The organism is Pseudoalteromonas sp. 2CM39R, assembly GCF_023161845.1.
This window is the reverse complement of sequence record NZ_JALNTM010000014.1, coordinates 17373-36289: the sequence shown is the minus strand read 5'-3', so window position 1 is coordinate 36289 and position 18917 is coordinate 17373. Positions and strand designations below refer to the sequence as shown.

The window sequence follows — 18917 nt, the reverse complement described above, 5'->3', positions numbered from 1 at the left end:
AAATGCCAGCATAAAGCTGGCATTTTAATTTATTTATAAGTTAAACACTTATAAATAATAATTAACTGGCTTTCAGCCATTTTACAAATTGACGTGCATCACTTGCTTTTTGAAACAATGCATTTTTCAAACCTTGTGTATCGCTGAAGATTACACGATGTTTGTTAACCGAGATTGATTGCACTGGATGTGCTATTTGGATCATAGATCCGTTATATTTGTATGACATAATAAAACTCACTTTATTTTTGTTATTTATTCTGGGCTTTTTCTTAAAGCACATTACAGATGATAAATAATCTAATTGTGTTTAGCTTCATTACAGTGTTGACGATCTTTATGACACTTTTACGATGATATTAAAATAAATCATCAAGGTATTAATAGGGGTTCTCGCCGTACAATAACTTAGCTTTTGAATATACGTTTTACGGGGCTTACTGGATCAGGGTAAAGAGGTTAACCGCTAGGGCTTTTTATAGCCAAGTAGCAATATTACGACACAATATTTTTCTTTGCAAGCAATTTATTAAAATACTTTGAATTGAGTGAAATTCACATATAGCCATAAATATTAATTCGTAAAGATCAACAGACCCGGATATATCTGACTATACTCAGTTTTTAACTGAGGGGGTCAAATGAGCTCACTACCTGCGCCATATCAACATTTTTTATCTAATCCAATAGCAAAGCCGCCTTGTCGTATGCACAATGCAAATATGTATGGGTTTTTTGCTGAAATAGAATCTAATAAAGCACAAAAGTATATTGATTCAACGTTAAACATAGGGGAGGAGGGTAATATTTATTTTAAAATACTTGGCGAGTTTGCACTTATTACATTTACAGATATTGAAAAAATAGCCTCGATGACCTCGCCATTTGATCAGCATGGTTGGATGCAAGAAACAGATATTATCATTTGGTTGCCTGTCGCTAAGGTTGAGGTTGAGGATGAAGATATAACCTATTTATATTGGTATCCAGCGTTTATCTGCGTTAACAACATTTATGCACTTATTAATGGTCGCGAAACATGGGGCTATAATAAGTATTTGTGTGACTACACCATGCCCAGCTGTGTATCTGAGCTATCGAATTTTTCAATATCTTTAGAGTGCTTCGAATATTTTTCTCCTGAATCTAAGCTACAAATGCATGAGTTATTTTCAATTACTATGAACTCTAAACACCAAGATAGCGATTTCTTATCTATTATTGATGACTTTGGCGAGCAAGTAGCAAATTTGTTTTCTCGCAAACATTTAGGTATTGATTTTTCATTATTAAAGCAGCTATTGAGTGGCTTTGTTAATCCACAAATGGATCAAATATTGTTAAAACAATTTCCTGATGGCAGCGGTGATTCAGCGGTATACCAAAGCGTAATGCACTCACCCTCTGAGATTAAAAAAATACACCATTTTAAATTTTTAAAGCCAGAGTTTACTTTACACCTCAATAAATTAGACAGTTTCCCACTTGCCGATATGTTTGGTCTAAAGTTAGGTAGTCAAGCGCTGCACTTACCTTTTTATGTGCAAATGGATTTCGACCAGTTAGCCGCAACTAAAATTTAAATTGCTTAGAAGGATTTACCATGAACCAAGAAAAAATCGTGATAATTGGTGGCGGTGTATCGGCTATGACTGCTGCACTGTATTTAACTGAGCAACCTGACTGGCAACAGCATCGAACTATCACAGTATACCAACAAGGCTGGCGTTTGGGTGGTAAAGGAGCAAGTGGTCGAAATGCGGCTAGCGGGCAGCGTATTGAAGAGCATGGCTTACATGTTTGGTTTGGTGCTTATGTAAATAGCTTTAAAACAATAGAAACGGTTTACACTAAATTACAACGGCCAGCCGATTCACCTTTATCTACATGGCAGCAAGCATTAAAACCGCATAGCTTTATAGCCTTAGAAGAATATATTGATGACCAATGGCAAACATGGCCAATTGATTTCCCATTACTTGCAGGGAATCCTGCTGATGGAAGTTTAGATATAACGCCATGGGATTTTATTAAAATGACCCTAGCTTGGCTAAAAAAGTGGATATTTGATTTACAGTCAGCAGCAAAAAAAGCCAACAAAAATATACAACTAAGTACAAAAAAATCACGAGATCAATCTTTATTACGGCATTTGCACCAACAAATAACAGATTTGGTTGATGATACCGAAGATGCTTGGCAACAATTTGCTGATGATATAAAACAATATTCGAGTGAAGTTGCTTCTACTCCAAGCTTACTAATTAATACGTTAAATAAGTTTGCACACGCCGACAATACATTAAACCCCCAAGTACATGAGAAAAAAGATGGCCTTGTTATTTGGTATATAGTTAGAAAACTAAAGCGCTGGCTTAATAGCGAAATGATTGAGTTGTTAGACAATAATGCGCAGCTTAGACGATTATATATTTGCGCAGACCTTGCTATTGCAATGCTAGTTGGTTTGGTAAAAGACAAAGTATATCGAGATGGGTTTGATGTTATAAATAAATTTGATTTTAGGCAATGGCTTATAAGAAGTGGGGCAAACGAGCAATACAGTGCTAATTCGGCGCCCATACGAGGGTTTTATGATTTGGTGTTTGCATACCCTGAGGGTGACCTAAGTAAGCCCAATGTTGAGGCTGGTGTCGCATCACTGGCTATGTTACGCATCGCGCTGTGTTACCGCGGAGGGGTCATGTGGAAAATGCAAGCGGGGATGGGCGATGTCATCTTTGCTCCCTTGTACGAATTACTAAAAAAAAGAGGGGTTAAGTTTGAGTATTTTCATCAATTGCAAAACCTGACTCCCAGCCTAAGTGAGCAAGGAGAGAGTTTTGTCGAGAGCATTGAGCTTCAGCAACAAGTTTCTTTGCTCGCAGACGCAGAGTATCAACCACTGGTTAATGTTAAAAAACTACCTTGTTGGCCAAGTGAACCACTTTATGCGCAAATTAATAGTGAACAAGCCGCACTATTAAAGAAGCATGATATTAATTTAGAATCTTTTTGGTCAGACTGGCCGTCTCAATACGAAAACCATTTTGGGCAGCCACTGCCAATAAAAAAATTAAACTACAAAGAAGATTTTGACAGAATTGTGCTGGGTGTATCTGTGGCGTCACTTGAGCACGTATGCCCTTCATTATTAGCGTGGGATACTAGGTTTGCAGCACAAGCAAAGCAAGTCAAAACGGTGGCAACCCAAGCTGCCCAACTATGGCTTAATAAAACAGACGAGCAATTAGGCTGGCAATATATTCCAAAGAGTAAAGAAGGCCCAATTCTAAGTGGCTTTAGCGAACCATTTGATACGTGGGCGGCAATGATGAATTTAGTCGACAAAGAGCAATGGCCTACTGATTGTCCTCCTAAAAACATTGCTTATTTTTGCAGTGTTTTCCCTTGTGAGCACTATCCACCAAAAAGTGAACATCAATTTCCTCTACAGGTTAAATCGCAAGTAAAAGTAAACTTAGAAGCAATACTAAAAAAAAACATGCAGTCCTTATGGCCGCTTGCATATCAAAATAATGAGTTTGATTGGTCTGTATTATATGAAATATCGTCATCCGGGGATGAAAGATTAAATGCTCAATACTGGCGAGTAAACGTTGACCCAAGTGAGCGTTATGTTTTGTCAGTTGCTGGTTCAAGTAAGTATCGACTGGCGACAGATGAAACAAAATTTACAAACCTTTTTATTACCGGTGACTGGATTAAAACGGGTGTTAATGCCGGTTGTGTTGAAGCGGCTGTTATGGCGGGTATGCAAACAGCCAGAGCAATGGTGGGTTACCCACAACACATCAGTGGCGAAAATGCATTTGCAGTTATCAAAAATTAAAATACTCTTCCAGCACAGCTTTAATCGGTTGATTAGTATATAGTTAAACATGTTGTTTACATTTATTTAGCGCAAAGGTCACTTGAAATGAAAAATAAAGGCAAGCTTCTGAATAAAAATATATGGTTGGTATGCTTACCAGGTTTTTTACTACCACTGCAGGCGAAAGTTGTTGTAGAGGGTAAAAGTGATGATCAGCCTAATATGGAAATCATTGAGGTTTATGCGCAAAAAAGAGCGCAAAAAATTGAAGAAGTCGGCATTTCTGTTAGCACAGTAACAGGGGATGATCTCAAAGCGCAACAGGTTAAAGACTCAACAGAGTTATCTGTATTTGCCCCTAATTTAAAAATTAGCCAAAACGCGGCGGAAGGTACACCGCCAGCGGTTAATATTCGTGGTGTTGGATTAGTTGATTACAATACAGCTAATACATCGCCGGTGGCTATGTATGTTGATGAAATAGCAGTGGGCTCTGCCAGTAACCAAATTGTTAACTTGTTTGATATTGAGCAGATTGACATTTTGCGCGGCCCTCAAGGAACTTTATTTGGTCGTAATTCCACTGGTGGGGCTATTTTAATCCGCTCTAAACGCCCTGAGTTTGAACAAAGTGGTTATTTAAGTACAGGTGTTGCTAATAATAATGCAACCAGTGTTGATGCTATGTTTAATTCAGCTATTGGAGAAAACACAGCCGTTCGTGTTGCGCTAAACCATCAAAATTATGATTATTCTACAAACAATATTTTTGCTGATTCACCAACAGCGGGCATGCGGCAAACAAATGGTCGAGTATCTTTTTTAGCTGACTTTGACACTGTGCAGTTTTTGATAAAAGGGCATATTTCCGATTGGGATGGCATAGTTCAGCCTGTTGGCAGTATTGGGGTTATTGCAAACCCATTAACAGGAGAGCGATGCTCGCCAGCACAAGCAGGTTCAACCAACTGTTTTGATAACTTTGGATTTAATGATGGCAGTGATGATTTTTATACAGTAAGCGTTAATAATCATTCGCCACATAAAACCGATGGTAAGGGGGTTAGTGCCCATGTTAATTGGCAATTGGATACACACAATGAGCTTATTTCACTAACTAGCTATAACAAGTTAAAGCGTGATCATGCCTTTAACTGTGATGGCTCTCCAGCACGGTTATGTGAAGGCAATTTAGGTTTAAATACTGATTTAGTAACGCAAGAGTTTCGGTTGCAATCTCAGCTCGCAGAGCATTTTCTTACGACGGGAATTTATTATGCTGATGAGTCTATTATTCAAGACAATGTAAATGATATTTTGCGAGATTATCGAGGCATTTTAGAGACAGATTTAACCGCTACTTTTTTCTATGATAATAGGATAAAAACAAAGAGCATTGCAGCGTTTACCCAACTTGACTATCAATTAAACCAAGATTGGCTAATTACCGCTGGGCTTCGTTATTCTTATGAGTCTTTAGATTACGACTCAACATCCCAGCTTAATATTATTTTAGACCCTAACGATTTAACCGGAGTTAAGGTGCCATTTTATCGTGTTCAGGGAGAGCAATCAGATAATGGCATTTCTGGTCAGTTGGCTGTGAACGTTAAGCTGGATGATGCAACCTATGCTTATTATCGATTTGCTAATGGCGCAAAAAGCGGAGGCTATAACGGTGGGTTTTTATCATCGGTTGAACAAGCACATCTTGCTGATTATCAAAAAGAACGATTAAATTCACATGAAATTGGCTCAAAGTCTTGGTGGCCACAGTTGGGCATGCGATTTAATTGGGCTGCATTTTATTATGATTATAATGACCAACAGGTGTTTATGAATCAGCCTTCAGTATCTGATCAGAGCCCGCCTATTCAATTATTAGAAAATGTGGCAGATTCGACTATATATGGCCTAGAGGCTGATTTTGAGTATTGGCTGACCGGTGATTTGAATGTTAAGTTTGCTATGGGTTATATACCCCATGCAGAGTTTGAAGAATATGTTGATCCTTTAGGTAACGCATTATCAGATAATCGCTTGCCGTTTACCTCAAAATGGAACCTCAGTGCAGGCATTGAATACACGCTTGAGTTGGCGAATCACCCACTAACAACGCAATTATTAGTTGATTATCAATCCGACTATTATTTTGATCAGAATCAAAACCCTTATGCTATGCAAGATGGCTATAGTATTTTTAACGCAAACATACAGTATCAACATGATAACTGGGCGATTGCTATTTGGGGAAAAAACCTATTTGGTACGCAATATAGCCACTTAAAATTTGATTTAAGCTCTTTCCTTGGCATGCTTGAAGACTTTAAAGGTGAAGGCAGGCGTTTTGGTTTAGATGTTAGTTATCAGTTTTAATTTTAGTCTTTAAATTAAGGTGCGAAGTATGCCAATGAAGGCAGTTCTAAAGCTATTTTTATATTGTATATTTTTGTGCTTTAGCAATTTAGCGCCGGCAGATACACTCGCTCCTATTGTTTATACTTTAAAACAACAAGATACTGATTTGCTCGGTCAGGGTCATGTATTTCAGGTAACGAGTGGTACTTTTCCCCGTAACCACAGTGAAATAGAAATGTGGCTTGAAGATAAACAACCACAATCAAGAACATCGTTTTTTGGTGGTAGTTTTTGGTTTGTCATAGCACTTGAAAATAAAACAGATTTAGATGAACTGGTGCTCTATCCGTATAACACGTTACTTTCAAAAATCGAAACCCGGATTTATGATATATCGAATTTTGGTGAACCAATAAAGCAGTATGTCACTGGGGGGGGTTACCCAAATGAGTTTGCATTTCACTATGGGAATAAAGTTAAGCTGACGCCAAATCGTTCTTACGTATTAATTGCAAAATTTCAAAGTGAATATTTTTATACTCCACCAAAATTAGTGCTTTCATCTTATGACGATTTTTTTGTAAGAAAAACCTCAGACAACATGATTATGTTGCTGTGCTTTGGGGTTGGTATTGCGTTAGGTTTATACAATTTTCTTATTTACTTGGGTGATAGAGATAAAACCCATTTGTACTACGCCATGTTCACAGCATGCTGGGTGTTGGCTTGGAGTCAGTTTTTTCATATACCGGATCAAATTTTTGGTTTTTACAATGCCCATTTTCATTGGTTAGGTTTTACTTTAATTCCCATCACAAATATTTTATTTTTTAACAGCTTACTTAAATTAAAAGACACGTCTCCTAAGTTATCTCGATTATCAATCTACTTAGGCATTGTTGCCACCGCAGGCGCACCTTTTGCAATGGTTTGGCCTGGTTTTGGCTTTATTTGGGCCACTTTAGTAACAGGGGCAACTTTATCTCTAGGTATGGTTGTTGGTATACGAAGCTGGATCAGTGGCTTTAAACCAGCTCGCTATTTTGTTCTCGCCTATTTGGCTATGGCCATTCCTAATATGGTTGGCAATTTAACTAATCTAGGACTTATTGAGCCAATAAAAATGGATCTCTATTTACTTGGACTTATTGGCACAGCGCTCGATGCAGTATTACTTGCTTTTGCTGTCGCAAATAAATTCAGTATTTTGCATCATCAGAATGTTGAACTGACTAAAAATTTGGAACACAAGGTCGAACTGCGTACCCAAGAGTTACAACAATTGGCGGAAGAGCTTCGTGATGCAAGTGAAGCTAAAAGTCGATTTTTAGCTAACATGAGCCATGAGATCCGCACCCCAATGACATCCATTATTGGTTATGCTGATGGGATAATTTTAGGTGATATACAGCCTCATGAAAGAAATCATGGGATCAGGGTGATTTTGCAAAACAGTCGTCATGTACTTGGGCTAATTAACGATATTTTGGATATGTCGAAAATTGAGGCTAACCGTTTAGAGATAGAATTAGTTGAAACGGATTTGTTTGCCACTATTGCTGAAATTGAATCATTACTAGGAAAGCAAATCCGCGATAAAGGCTTAAAATTCAAAGTTGATTATCAATTTCCATTACCAGATTGGATAGTCTCAGATCCAACTCGACTTAGGCAAATATTATTAAATTTAGCAACCAATGCACTTAAATTTACTACCCAGGGTTACATAATGCTGACGGTGAGTTGCAATCAAAAGCAACTAATAATTAAAGTTGAAGACACGGGCATTGGAATGACTGAAAGTGAGCAAAAAGACTTGTTTACTCCCTTTCACCAAGCTGACTCGTCCATTTCTCGTAAATACGGTGGTACTGGACTTGGCTTAAATATATCAAAAAGCTTAGCAAATAAACTAAATGGCGATATTACTGTATTTTCTGTGGTAGGTAGGGGTAGTGAGTTTTGCTTTACTATGGAGTTAAATACAACCGAACATACGCAATGGGTTAACACATTCGACGATATACGTAAGCCACAAACTAAAGAACTATTTTCAAATAATAGTCAGCGAAATTTAGTGGGTAGAGTACTTGTGGCTGAAGACCATCCAGAAAATCGTCAGCTTATTAAGCGAATTTTAGAGCGGATGGGGTTAACCGTTGTCGCTGTTGAAAATGGTCGAGATGCAGCGCAAGCAGCGATGGATGAAAGCTTCGACTTAATTTTATTAGATATTCAAATGCCAATTATGGATGGTGAGCAAGCAATTAAGATTATACAAGCAACAGGGGTAACAACACCCATTGTGGCGCTCACTGCTAACACGATGAAGCATGAAATTGATCGCTATTTAAAACAAGGTTTTACTGATCATATTGCCAAACCTATAGATAGAAGCTGTTTTAGTAGTAAAATTGCAAGTTATCTTGATATTGATATATGCGAGAACATTAAGCTACCCGATGAGGAGTTTGCACTACTCAAGCAGGAATATATTAAAGGGTTAAATAAACAAAAAGACACGTTAGTGTCTCAATTTAAGCAGGGTGATATAACGGGTTTTGCACGCAGCGTGCATATGATCAAAGGAACGGCTGGAATGTTTGAATGCAAAGCGTTGTATAAACAGGCTGTTGATTTTGAAACAAACTTAAAGTCTTCACCTGACGCTTTCGACATACAACAAGTTGAGGTTCTACTTAATGCGATTGACGTTATTTTAACCGTTAAAAAAGCACCTTAAATTTTACATTTTATCGTTGAATAACCGCTATACGCTTTGTTATGAAGACAAGTAGGGTTATGCATGCTTAAATATATTCTCTTGTAGGAGGACGTATGCAGTATCAACATATTAAGGTGCCAGACAATGGCGACAATATTCACATTGATGATCAAGGACAGTGGCATATACCCGAACAACCTATTATTGCCTATATTGACGGTGATGGGGTTGGCTTAGATGTGATGCCAGTAATGCGTCAAGTAGTGGATGCTGCCATAGAACATTGTTATGGCAAGGAACGTAAGATACATTGGATGCAGGTGTATAATGGTGAACAAGCGGCCCAGCTTTATGATGGCGACTGGTTCCCTCAAGAAACCATTAATGCAGTACGTGAATGCAAAATTGCTATAAAAGGGCCGCTAACCACACCTTTAGGCGGTGGCTTTCGCTCTCTTAATGTTGCGCTTCGCCATGAAATGGATTTATTTGTTAATATGCGCACTATAAAAGGCTTTAGTGCTTTACCCACGCCATTAAAAAACCCTTTTACCACTAATATTACTGTGTTGCGCGATAGCAGTGAAGACGTATATTCAGGAATTGAATGGCAGGCGGGGAGTGTTGAAAGTGAAAAAGTGCTCGATTTTTTGTGTGAAGAAATGGGCGTAACCCGTCTTCGTTTCGCTCAAGAGTGTGGTATAGGGATTAAAAATATATCTAAAGAAGGGTCAGAGCGATTAATACGCTTTGCCATTAATTATTCCCTTAAAAATGAGAGAGAGTCACTTACGTTAGTGCACAAAGGTAATGTTCTTAAATTTACCGATGGGGCGTTTAAACGCTGGGGCTTTGCGCTTGCAAAACAAGAATATAATGCCAAAGAACATGAAAATGGGCGTTGGCTTGAAATACAACGAACCAATTTACCCCCCTTGATTATTAAAGAAGTGATTGCCGATAATATGTTGCAGCAATGCTTGATGGATCCTGCGCAATTTGATGTGGTGGCTACTACAAATCAAAATGGTGACTTTTTAGCCGATATGCTCAGTGCACAGGTTGGGGGGGTAGGGATTATGCCTGCCGCCAATTTAAATACTGAGGTGGCTTTTTTTGAGCCGACACATGGCACGTTCGAGCGAATAGCAGGTCAAGATAAGGCAAACCCGAGCAGTAGCATATTAAGTGCAGTGTTAATGCTTAAGTATATGGGATGGGTTGAAGCGGCATGTTTAATCGAAAACGCCTTAGAAACTACATTTGCCAGTGGGCAGGTAACTTTTGATTTGGCTCATTCAAATCATAACTCGACAACCTTAAGCTGCAAACAATTTGCTAGTAAGGTTATCGAGCACTTTTAAACGACTGCATTGTTAAGCTGCTGAAGCGTTAGTGGCTGCTTGACGATGAACACATGGACGCTCTGTTAGCTCTGCTGCTCTGTGATAAAGCTCATGTGCACTTGGCTCGTCACATACAGTGCCACTGAGCGTGTCCATTAACGCAACTACAATAATGGCAGGTACTTGACAGCAGTATTCATCTAATACAGCTTCGGTTGTTTGTGCATCAACATGGCAATGAGGGTGGCTTTTACGTTGATAGGCACTTAATAAAGTGTTTACGTCAAGAGTATCGTTTTCTTGATGTTTATTTTTACGACATTTACAGCCGAATTCATCAACTAATGTGGCAAGTGACTGGTAAACGTGACCCGTCTCAAGCGGCGTATTTGGGCATAATTGTTGTTCAATGAAGTGATGTAAATTTGCATCAATGAATAACCCGTCTTGTTGTGTGAAGCTTGCTGATGTTTGCATAATTATTACTCTTAGTTTGTTGGCTTAACTTCACTGTAGCGCTAAGTATAATATTAATGAAATTGTTGTTTTCAATAATTGATATTGATTTAATCAATATTTTAATGTATTACCTATCAACCACTGTATTTGCGAACGCTAATAACTCACGTCTAAGCCATTGATGCGCTGGTGTGTGGTGTAATAACGGGCTCCAAATCATTTTTACTTCTATAGGGACGACTTGAAATGGTACTGGGCTAACCACTAAATTAGTATGACTGGTTAATAGCTTTGCTTGACGACGGGGTAGCGTAGCTATGAGTTGCTCAGATTGACACAGTAAGCTGGCAATCATGTAATGGCGAGTAAATACGCGTATTTTACGGGTTTGTTCTAATTGCCACAAAGCTTCATCTACCCAGCCTAATTTTTGTTTTCCTGACTTATTGGTCACTGCGGGCTCTGGCCCCCAGCCTGCGCGGTTAACCCATATATGTTCGCTTTGTAGGTATTGATTTAAGTTAGCATGCGTTAAAAAATCATTTTTTGGGTGGGTTAAACAACAATAATTATCTCGCCATACAGTCGCTTGATGAAAAGAGCGCGGCAGACCATTAAAACGATTTATTGCCAAATCGATAGTGCCTTTTTCCATATCTTGTAAATTTACATCACTGGGACTGAGCACATCAAAGTCAATGCCCGGGTTTTTAGCTAGTTGCTCGCAAATAAAGGGGGCAATTAGAGTCGATTCTAAATAATCGTTTGCCATGATACGAAATGTAACCTGTGCAGTTGCTGGGTTAAAATGCTCACTTGGCTGAGTGATCTCCTCTGCCATTTTAAGCAGCGCTTCAATTTCAGGTTTGAGTGACAGTGCTTTGGCTGTGGGAGTCATAGAGCCCGCAGCTCGTACCAGCAAAGGATCATCAAATAAATCTCTTAAACGTTTTAACGCATTACTCATCGCCGGTTGAGTTAAAGCAAGCTTATTAGCTGCTTTTGATACGCTTTTTTCATCTATTAATACATTTAAATAGACGAGTAAATTGAGGTCGACATTTCTTATATTCATATAATCAATTTTATTTATTTGCTGTATTAATTACCTAAATTAAAGTGTGCTTGCTAAGGTGTAAACCTCTAATAAAAAATAATCAGCATAATTGCTAAAAATAGAAGCGCCTAAATCATGTCAAGCACGCCATTAACCTCTCAACATAATTCGGTACAATCCGTGGTCGCCACTAAGTTAGCCCGAGCGATATTTGCAGGCTTTGAGGCTATGTTTGCACAATTTTTAAATATCACCTTAGGGGCACAAAGTCGCTTTGAACAACGCCAGTATCATGAGGTGCAAGCAGCAATGCGAGAGCGCTTACAAGTGTATGAACGCTTAGTAAAGCAAGTAAGTGAAGCCGTTAGAGTGATTGCTTATGATGAATTGGATTGTCCTCAAACATGGCAGCGGGCAAAAAATATTTATGGTGAGATGGTAAAAGAGCATGAAAACCAACCCATTGCGCATACATTTTTTAATTCTACTTTTGGCGCTATTTGGGATGATAAAAAAATTCGCACAGTTCACTTATTTGTATTAAAAGCAAAATACCGAGGACAGCCGCGTTCCTATGAAGGACTTGTAAGTCGTATCTCCTTAAAAGAAGGGTTTGATCAGGCAATTAAAGCCTTATTAAATGAGCAAGTGTTTAGAGTCCCCTTTAAAGATTTAAGTAGTGATTTAACTAAGTTACAAGCAACGTTAACGCAAGGTGCTCAGCAGCAATGTCGACAAGTATACGAATTAATAAACTTAAATGACGGTTATATTGAATACGCTAATTCGCATTTTTATCGTAATAAGGCCTGTTATGTCATAGGGCGATGTATTGCCAAAAATGGAGATAACATGCCCTTTGCAATTGCTATTTTAAATACCCCCGAAGGACTTACAATTGATGCTGTAATGATGGGGGCTGATCAACTTAGTTTATTATTTGGCTTCGCACGTACCTATTTTATGGTAGATACCGACCAACCTGCCCGTTATGTTGACTACCTCAGTGTGTTAATGCCTCACAAACAACGGTTTGAATTATTTAATGCGATTGGTTTTATTAAACATGCAAAAACCGAGTTTTATCGTTATAAAGTAGATACGACTAAAAGTAGTCCCGAAGAATTCACGTATCATCTAGCGCCAGGGACTCCGGGTATGGTGATGCTAGTTTTTACTATTGATGGCCTAAATTATGTTTACAAGGTGATAAAAGATAAGTTTAGTGCTCCAAAAACAGCAACTAAACAACAAGTAAAAGATAAATATAACTTTGTAAAACAAGCCGACAGAGTAGGGCGATTAGTTGATACTCATGAGTTTAGATACCTTGCATTTGACTTAAGCCGTTTTAGTGATGAACTGCTAAAACAAATGAAAAAACACATTGGCGATAGCTTAGTCATTTCCGGCAAAGCCTTAATACTAAAGCATGTTTACGTTGAGCGAAAAATGACACCGCTCAACCTGTATATCAATCAATGCAATAGTAAATCACTTCAGCAAGTGATGCTTGATTATGGTAAAGCGATAAAAGAGCTTGCCAGCGCCAATATTTTTGCTGGTGACATGCTGATGAAAAACTTCGGCGTCACACGCTGGGGGCGAATAGTATTTTATGATTATGATGAAATTTGCCCTCTCACCGATTGCAATTTTAGAGACGTGCCAAATACACAAAACGCGTTAGAAGAATTAAGCTCACACAGCTATTTTGATATTGACCAAAATGATATATTTCCCAGTCAATTTAAAGTGTTTTTTAGTGCCAGTAATAGTGCGTTTAACCACTTTAATCATTACCATAGTGATTTATTTACGGCAAAGTACTGGCAAATGATCCAGCAAGGAATTGAGCAAGGCCAGCTTCCGGATGTTTACCCTTATAAGCAAAGTTGGCGTTTTAATACTATGTCAGTAAATTAACGCTGAATTGGTTTCTTCAGGCACAGTTAACACGATAAGGATTATGATGAAATTTACTATATTCGCTTGCTTACTTTTATTGCCATACTCTGTATTTGCCAATCCCCTATTAGGTACGTGGGAGTTTGTTCAAGGAAAATACGCGGTAGAAGATGGGTTTGTTAGCGCTAAAGCCCCAGAGATAACTTCAATCAAATTAGTAACAGCAACACACTTTAGCTATATCACAGAAAAAAATGGCCAATTTAGTTATGCTGGTGGTGGCCAGTACCAGTTAACCGATGGGCAATTTATTGAAACCTTTGAGTATGGCAATATTGCATCATTGATGGGTAAAACCATGGCTTTTGATTATAAAGTTGAAGGGAATTTGTGGCATCATTCTCTTACAGAAAATGGCCAGCTAGTTGAAGCCGAAGTGTGGCGAAAAATCAAATAAACCCAATACAAGGAGACTTATGCAGTACATTTCACATCATGAGCAGCAGTTAGCGTTTTCGAAAACCGATAAACCAAAGGTTAATAACAATGAAGTGCTAGTAAAAGTGGCAGCGATTGGGGTTAACCGCGCTGATTGTATGCAGCGTCAAGGTAAGTATCCTGCTCCTGAAGGAGATAGCCCTATTTTAGGACTTGAGTGTGCAGGCACCGTGTGTGAGCTTGGCAGTGAGGTAGACCCTAAATGGCTCGGTAAGCGTATTTTTACTTTATGTGCTGGTGGCGCTTACAGTGAATACGTCGCAGTAGATGCGCAGCAGTTAATGATATTGCCTGATCATATCTCTATGGCGCAAGGTGCTGCTATAAGCGAAGTGTATTTAACAGCCTTTGGTGCGCTATTTGAATTAGGCAAGTTACAATCAGGGCAAACGGCGCTTATTCATGCCGGTGCCAGTGGTGTTGGTGGTGCGGCTATTCAGATGGCAAAAAGTGCTGGTGCACAAGTAGTGATTACCGCGGGTTCGGATGAAAAGTGTGAACATGCTAAAAGGTTGGGTGCTGACCACGTAATTAATTATAAAACCACTGATTTTGTTGAGTATATGAAATCACATAAGCTCACTGCAAACGCAATTGTTGACCCTGTTTCTGGTAGCTATTTAAATAAAAATGCCATGGTGGCCGCAATGGATTGTCAGATTATTATGCTGGCATTTTTAGACGGGCGCTTTGCAGAAGTAGACTTTGCACGTTTATTACAAAAGCGGATTTCGTTTCATGCATCAACACTACGTAATCGCAGTATTGAGTTTAAACGAGCTCTGAGAGATGCCTTTGTCTCGCGTTTTTACGATGATATTGCCAATCAGAACTATGACTTTAATATTTATAAAACCATGTCATGGAAGCAAGCCAGTGAGGCTCATGATATTTTAGAGCGCAACGAGAATTCCGGTAAAGTTGTGCTACTGGTTGAATGATATAAGCAAGCACAGCGGGATTAATATTGTTAATTAGGCTGTGCGCCCATATAATTTAGTGAACACTATAAAATATTAAGGCAAATAATGAATCCAATTATTGCAATATTAAAAGAGCACAACGTTAGTGATGAAAAAGTAGCTGCGTTGTTTGAAGCATTTACCCAAAACCCAATGATGGCCATGGCATTAGTGCAAGAGCTGGGTATACCACCTGAAAAGCTTCAGCAACTAATGGCTGTGGTGATGACTCAACCGCATTTGATTAAAGAAGCCACTGATGAATTAGGCCTTGATTTTGCAAAAGTACAAGAAGCGAAAGACAAGTTAAATCAGCAGTAAACCATCTTTAGAGACATGTTTTATACATGTCTCTATCATTAAACATGTTTTGTTACACACTCTTTTGAACGGCTCTGCGTTTATACAGTCAAATAAATACTTAACCCATAGCAGAGACAAAACATGAAGCGACTTTATAAATTTTGGAAAAATAATCGTTCTTTAATTGTATTCATTATTTTAATGAGTGTGTTTAGAAGTGCCGTCGCCGATTGGTATGAAGTACCAACAGGTTCAATGAAACCGACTATTGAAGAAGGCGATCGAATCCTTACCGATAAAATGGCGTATGATTTACGTATACCATTTACGCATGTATCCCTGTTGAGAATGGGGGACCCACAAACTGGCGATATTATTGTATTTGACTCGAAAGTAGCGGATAACCGCTTGATCAAGCGAGTAATAGGTGTACCTGGAGATACTATTGTACTTGAAAATAATGAACTCATAATCAACGGCGAAAAGCTTAATTACACACATTTGCAAAGTAATACGACTGCTTCAGATAAAATAGAAAACTTAAATGGTTATAAGCATTCAATCCGCGTTAGTAATACACCATCACGTTTATCGAGCTTTGATGAAATAACAATTCCTGAACACTACTATTTAGCCATGGGTGATAACCGTGATAATAGTGCAGATTCTAGAGTAATAGGGCTTATCCCACGTGATGAATTACTAGGTAAAGCCGAGCGTGTGATTGTATCGCTTGATTACGATAACTATTATTTACCTAGAACAGAGAGATTTTTAAAACCGTTAGAGTAATAGAACTGCTGTTAGCAAGGCTAACCATAAGGTGTTAGCCTTAATTCGTTTGTGATTTTTCTAGTCTATATCAATTGAATACGCTTCGAGTAGCTCATTTAGCTTAGTTTGCTCTGATGCATCGAACTCGATACCAACACTAAGGCGATTCCCCTTCATTTGATTATTTCTGATATAGGACGTGACTATGACAGACTTATTGTCTATCGGTGACAAAATATGCACAAATACTTGGCGTTTTTTTAGCGCTACAAATCCAGAGCTTACATGTATCGCAAAACGGCAGCCACTAGGTGAAATATCAATGATTAACCCATGCAATAAGCTCTTACTATCGGCGTCTATATCACCTTTGTGTAAACTTATTTTAGCTGGAATATGAGTCGGTAGCCTGCTAGTTTCACGTAATTGACGGCTTTCGATTTTTTTAGGGTACGCTAGATAAATTAACCGTTCAGGGCGAAATGAAATCGCTAATATACTGGTAGAAAAAGCCACACATTCACCGCGCTCATCTTCGATGATATAACGAACAATGGCGCCATTACCTTCAACTAAAATATCGCTGTAGTCGTTTTTACCTGCTTGAGCAGGGTATTTTAATATTAAATATTTACCGGTGTCGTAGCCGATTAAAGTGAGTTTAAAGCGAACCTGAATAGGGTTGTTAAATTGTATATCAATTAATTTCCCTGGAAGTAAATCGAGGAAAAACTTTTTTTGATCTTCAGTTGCTTTCTCTTCAACAGTGGTATTATTTTTATTCGCTTCCACAAACTCTTTCTCAATATTAACAGACGCTTAATTATCTTTTAATATAGTGTAAAAATCACTAGTATTAAAGAGGGCATTTAGAATTAGGTATTAATACTTTATGCTCGTTCTAGTAAGTATTTCAGCTATTCACGGGGTTTTATCTACAGAAATGTTGCTATTTTAGCAACAGGTAAACATTCAGGTGATCAATAAAAACTTAGCGCTTTGCTATTTAAATCATACTTATACTAACATTTATCACGTTAAGGATTATTTTTTACGAGTCTGAAAGACTGTTTACCTTTTTCTCGATAAAATTTATCTACATAAAAAGTAAGTCACTTAGCTAAGTAAATGGTATAGCATAGTAACACCATCTATCTGTTTAAATTAGAGCAGCACAAAGGATTATGATGATCGTTAACATGTTCGATAAATTAATATTTGCTTGCGCTTTTATTATTGCATTGCAACTACCGCAGCTAAGTGATCATTACCAACAACATTTAGCGGGCTTGTATCATGCGACCAAGTGGCAAGTTGATGGCTATGCAGATACAGCAAAGCAATATAAATTTTCTAGCACACAAGCAATGATAAACCGTCATTTAGAAAACACGGAACCGAGTGTCAGAGCCGATGCAGAACAAAAACAGCAAACCTTGATGCTATTCGCAGACTTAAATCAAGGTATGAAGCTATTTGAGCAAGGTAATTTAGTGCAAAAATTGCTGTATATATTCTCCCCTGATCGTTTCGAAAGATTACAAAATACACTTGATAACTTTAAGTTAGGGATCCCTTTAACCACCAGTGCATTATTGTTTGCGCTGATATTAGCTATCATATTAAATCAGCTCGTAATGTTGCCGTATACTTTATATGTTGCCCACAGAAAACGAAACGCAGCGAATGCTCAATGACGTAATTACTGTTGGTGCTTTTTAATCGGCTTTTTAACGATAAAGGCACCACGAATATCACCCTGTTTGAAATTTGTTGCTTGATCGCTAGGGTACAAAGCGGCTATTTTTTTAGCAACTTCAGGTGCAATGTGACTGCCATGACATGCTAAACACGCCTTTTGAGTGGGGATCGCTTTTATAAAATACCAGCCATCTGACCTTTGTGTTTGGTGTTCTATTTTTGCTATAGGCTCGCCATTGAGCTTACGTTGTTCAAAGTTTAATAAAACATTTCTTAACCATTCATCGGGTTGATTATCTGGGTTACGTGTTTTTAACGCACTGCGGCTAATTTGCCATGCACTATTGCTGTGTTGTGAAGTGATAGCGGGTGCGGCTGTATTACATACACTAATCGCTGCTATAGGTCCATTTTGTTGCATGGTGCTAACCAGTATCTGTTTTAAATCAGTTGAAAATGCCTTAATAGTTTTGCGCGCATCGTCAACATTGTTAGCAAAAGCAGCGGATGAAATAAATAAACTGGAAAAAAGTAAAATAATGCGCATAATAGGCCCTTTAATATTAGTAACTACTAATATATAGAGTGTCAGGTATTTTTCAACTAAATCGTACAGTGTTTCAGCACTTTTTTATTCGATGTACCGTGGCTAAAATCGATAAACGGTCCCAAGTGAGAATAATATGTATACTAAACAAGATGATAATAAAGTAATAAATCAACAAAACACCTATGATGCTGGTGGACTTAGTGCTGATGACCCCTTGGCGGCAATTAAAGCTATTCGACTTGAGCAGTTGGCACAATGTCGGCTAAAAACACAAAAAGAAATGCAAACGGGGCATAAAAAAATAAACCCTAAGCGATAATAATTTGCTAAATTAAATTTATGAATTTCAAACTTGGATAGTGCAATCAATTACATAACTATAAAACACCCTCATCAAGTTATTTCTTTTATTGCTTGGCTATGCGCTTTGGTTGTGATGTT

The 18917-nt window shown here is 38.1% G+C and carries 17 protein-coding genes; 12 read left to right on the top strand and 5 right to left on the bottom strand.

Annotated features, from left to right (window positions below; genetic code table 11):
• Nucleotides 1–61 precede the first annotated feature (61 nt).
• Nucleotides 62–229, bottom strand: coding sequence for a hypothetical protein (locus tag MTF66_RS26200; protein ID WP_007375427.1), 168 nt, complete (start codon nucleotides 227–229; stop codon nucleotides 62–64).
• A 412-nt stretch (nucleotides 230–641) separates the two neighbouring features.
• On the opposite strand from MTF66_RS26200, the gene MTF66_RS26195 reads away from it, so the two are divergent.
• The 5 genes from MTF66_RS26195 to icd all read left to right on the top strand — a co-directional run bounded on the left by MTF66_RS26195 (nucleotide 642) and on the right by icd (nucleotide 10282).
• Nucleotides 642–1583: an acetoacetate decarboxylase family protein gene (locus tag MTF66_RS26195; protein ID WP_248529068.1), complete on the top strand. Its 942-nt coding sequence runs from the start codon at nucleotides 642–644 to the stop codon at nucleotides 1581–1583.
• Nucleotides 1584–1603: 20 nt separating this feature from the next.
• Nucleotides 1604–3853: an NAD(P)-binding protein gene (locus tag MTF66_RS26190; protein ID WP_248529066.1), complete on the top strand. Its 2250-nt coding sequence runs from the start codon at nucleotides 1604–1606 to the stop codon at nucleotides 3851–3853.
• Between the two features lie 87 nt (nucleotides 3854–3940).
• The gene (locus MTF66_RS26185; RefSeq protein ID WP_248529064.1) at nucleotides 3941–6211 is read left to right on the top strand and encodes a TonB-dependent receptor; all 2271 of its coding nucleotides are present in this window, start codon (nucleotides 3941–3943) and stop codon (nucleotides 6209–6211) included.
• A gap of 28 nt (nucleotides 6212–6239) precedes the next feature.
• Complete coding sequence (locus MTF66_RS26180) at nucleotides 6240–8936, top strand: 7TM diverse intracellular signaling domain-containing protein (RefSeq protein WP_248529062.1); 2697 nt, start codon at nucleotides 6240–6242, stop codon at nucleotides 8934–8936.
• A gap of 95 nt (nucleotides 8937–9031) precedes the next feature.
• Nucleotides 9032–10282, top strand: coding sequence for an NADP-dependent isocitrate dehydrogenase (gene icd, locus MTF66_RS26175; RefSeq protein ID WP_248529060.1), 1251 nt, complete (start codon nucleotides 9032–9034; stop codon nucleotides 10280–10282).
• 12 nt (nucleotides 10283–10294) lie between these two features.
• Here the strand turns inward: icd and MTF66_RS26170 are convergent, their stop codons facing one another.
• Both MTF66_RS26170 and MTF66_RS26165 read right to left on the bottom strand, forming a co-directional pair.
• Nucleotides 10295–10741, bottom strand: a complete 447-nt coding sequence (locus MTF66_RS26170) for a hypothetical protein (protein ID WP_055012570.1) — start codon at nucleotides 10739–10741, stop codon at nucleotides 10295–10297.
• A 109-nt stretch (nucleotides 10742–10850) separates the two neighbouring features.
• Nucleotides 10851–11798 (bottom strand): LysR family transcriptional regulator, encoded by a 948-nt coding sequence (locus tag MTF66_RS26165; protein ID WP_248529057.1) that lies wholly within the window; start codon nucleotides 11796–11798, stop codon nucleotides 10851–10853.
• Nucleotides 11799–11915: 117 nt separating this feature from the next.
• Here MTF66_RS26165 and aceK point away from each other — a divergent pair, with 117 nt between their 5' ends.
• From aceK to lepB, 5 genes are all read left to right on the top strand, one after another.
• Nucleotides 11916–13706, top strand: a complete 1791-nt coding sequence (gene aceK / locus MTF66_RS26160) for a bifunctional isocitrate dehydrogenase kinase/phosphatase (RefSeq protein ID WP_248529055.1) — start codon at nucleotides 11916–11918, stop codon at nucleotides 13704–13706.
• A 46-nt stretch (nucleotides 13707–13752) separates the two neighbouring features.
• The gene (locus MTF66_RS26155) at nucleotides 13753–14145 is read left to right on the top strand and encodes a hypothetical protein (protein ID WP_171043263.1); all 393 of its coding nucleotides are present in this window, start codon (nucleotides 13753–13755) and stop codon (nucleotides 14143–14145) included.
• Nucleotides 14146–14164: 19 nt separating this feature from the next.
• Nucleotides 14165–15127: a zinc-binding dehydrogenase gene (locus MTF66_RS26150; protein ID WP_248529053.1), complete on the top strand. Its 963-nt coding sequence runs from the start codon at nucleotides 14165–14167 to the stop codon at nucleotides 15125–15127.
• An 87-nt stretch (nucleotides 15128–15214) separates the two neighbouring features.
• Nucleotides 15215–15469: a DUF2999 family protein gene (locus MTF66_RS26145; RefSeq protein WP_008113615.1), complete on the top strand. Its 255-nt coding sequence runs from the start codon at nucleotides 15215–15217 to the stop codon at nucleotides 15467–15469.
• 123 nt (nucleotides 15470–15592) lie between these two features.
• Nucleotides 15593–16243 (top strand): signal peptidase I, encoded by a 651-nt coding sequence (gene lepB, locus MTF66_RS26140; RefSeq protein WP_138622367.1) that lies wholly within the window; start codon nucleotides 15593–15595, stop codon nucleotides 16241–16243.
• A 60-nt stretch (nucleotides 16244–16303) separates the two neighbouring features.
• Here lepB and MTF66_RS26135 read toward each other — a convergent pair whose 3' ends face one another.
• A complete protein-coding gene (locus tag MTF66_RS26135; RefSeq protein ID WP_010390195.1) occupies nucleotides 16304–17017 on the bottom strand; it encodes a flagellar brake protein in 714 nt (237 codons plus the stop codon).
• A 395-nt stretch (nucleotides 17018–17412) separates the two neighbouring features.
• On the opposite strand from MTF66_RS26135, the gene MTF66_RS26130 reads away from it, so the two are divergent.
• Nucleotides 17413–17922, top strand: a complete 510-nt coding sequence (locus MTF66_RS26130; protein ID WP_010390194.1) for a DUF2937 family protein — start codon at nucleotides 17413–17415, stop codon at nucleotides 17920–17922.
• Between the two features lie 5 nt (nucleotides 17923–17927).
• Here MTF66_RS26130 and MTF66_RS26125 read toward each other — a convergent pair whose 3' ends face one another.
• Nucleotides 17928–18473 (bottom strand): DUF3365 domain-containing protein, encoded by a 546-nt coding sequence (locus MTF66_RS26125; protein ID WP_138622365.1) that lies wholly within the window; start codon nucleotides 18471–18473, stop codon nucleotides 17928–17930.
• A gap of 136 nt (nucleotides 18474–18609) precedes the next feature.
• Between MTF66_RS26125 and MTF66_RS26120 the strand changes: the two genes are divergently transcribed.
• A complete protein-coding gene (locus MTF66_RS26120; RefSeq protein ID WP_055012563.1) occupies nucleotides 18610–18795 on the top strand; it encodes a hypothetical protein in 186 nt (61 codons plus the stop codon).
• Nucleotides 18796–18917 lie beyond the last annotated feature (122 nt).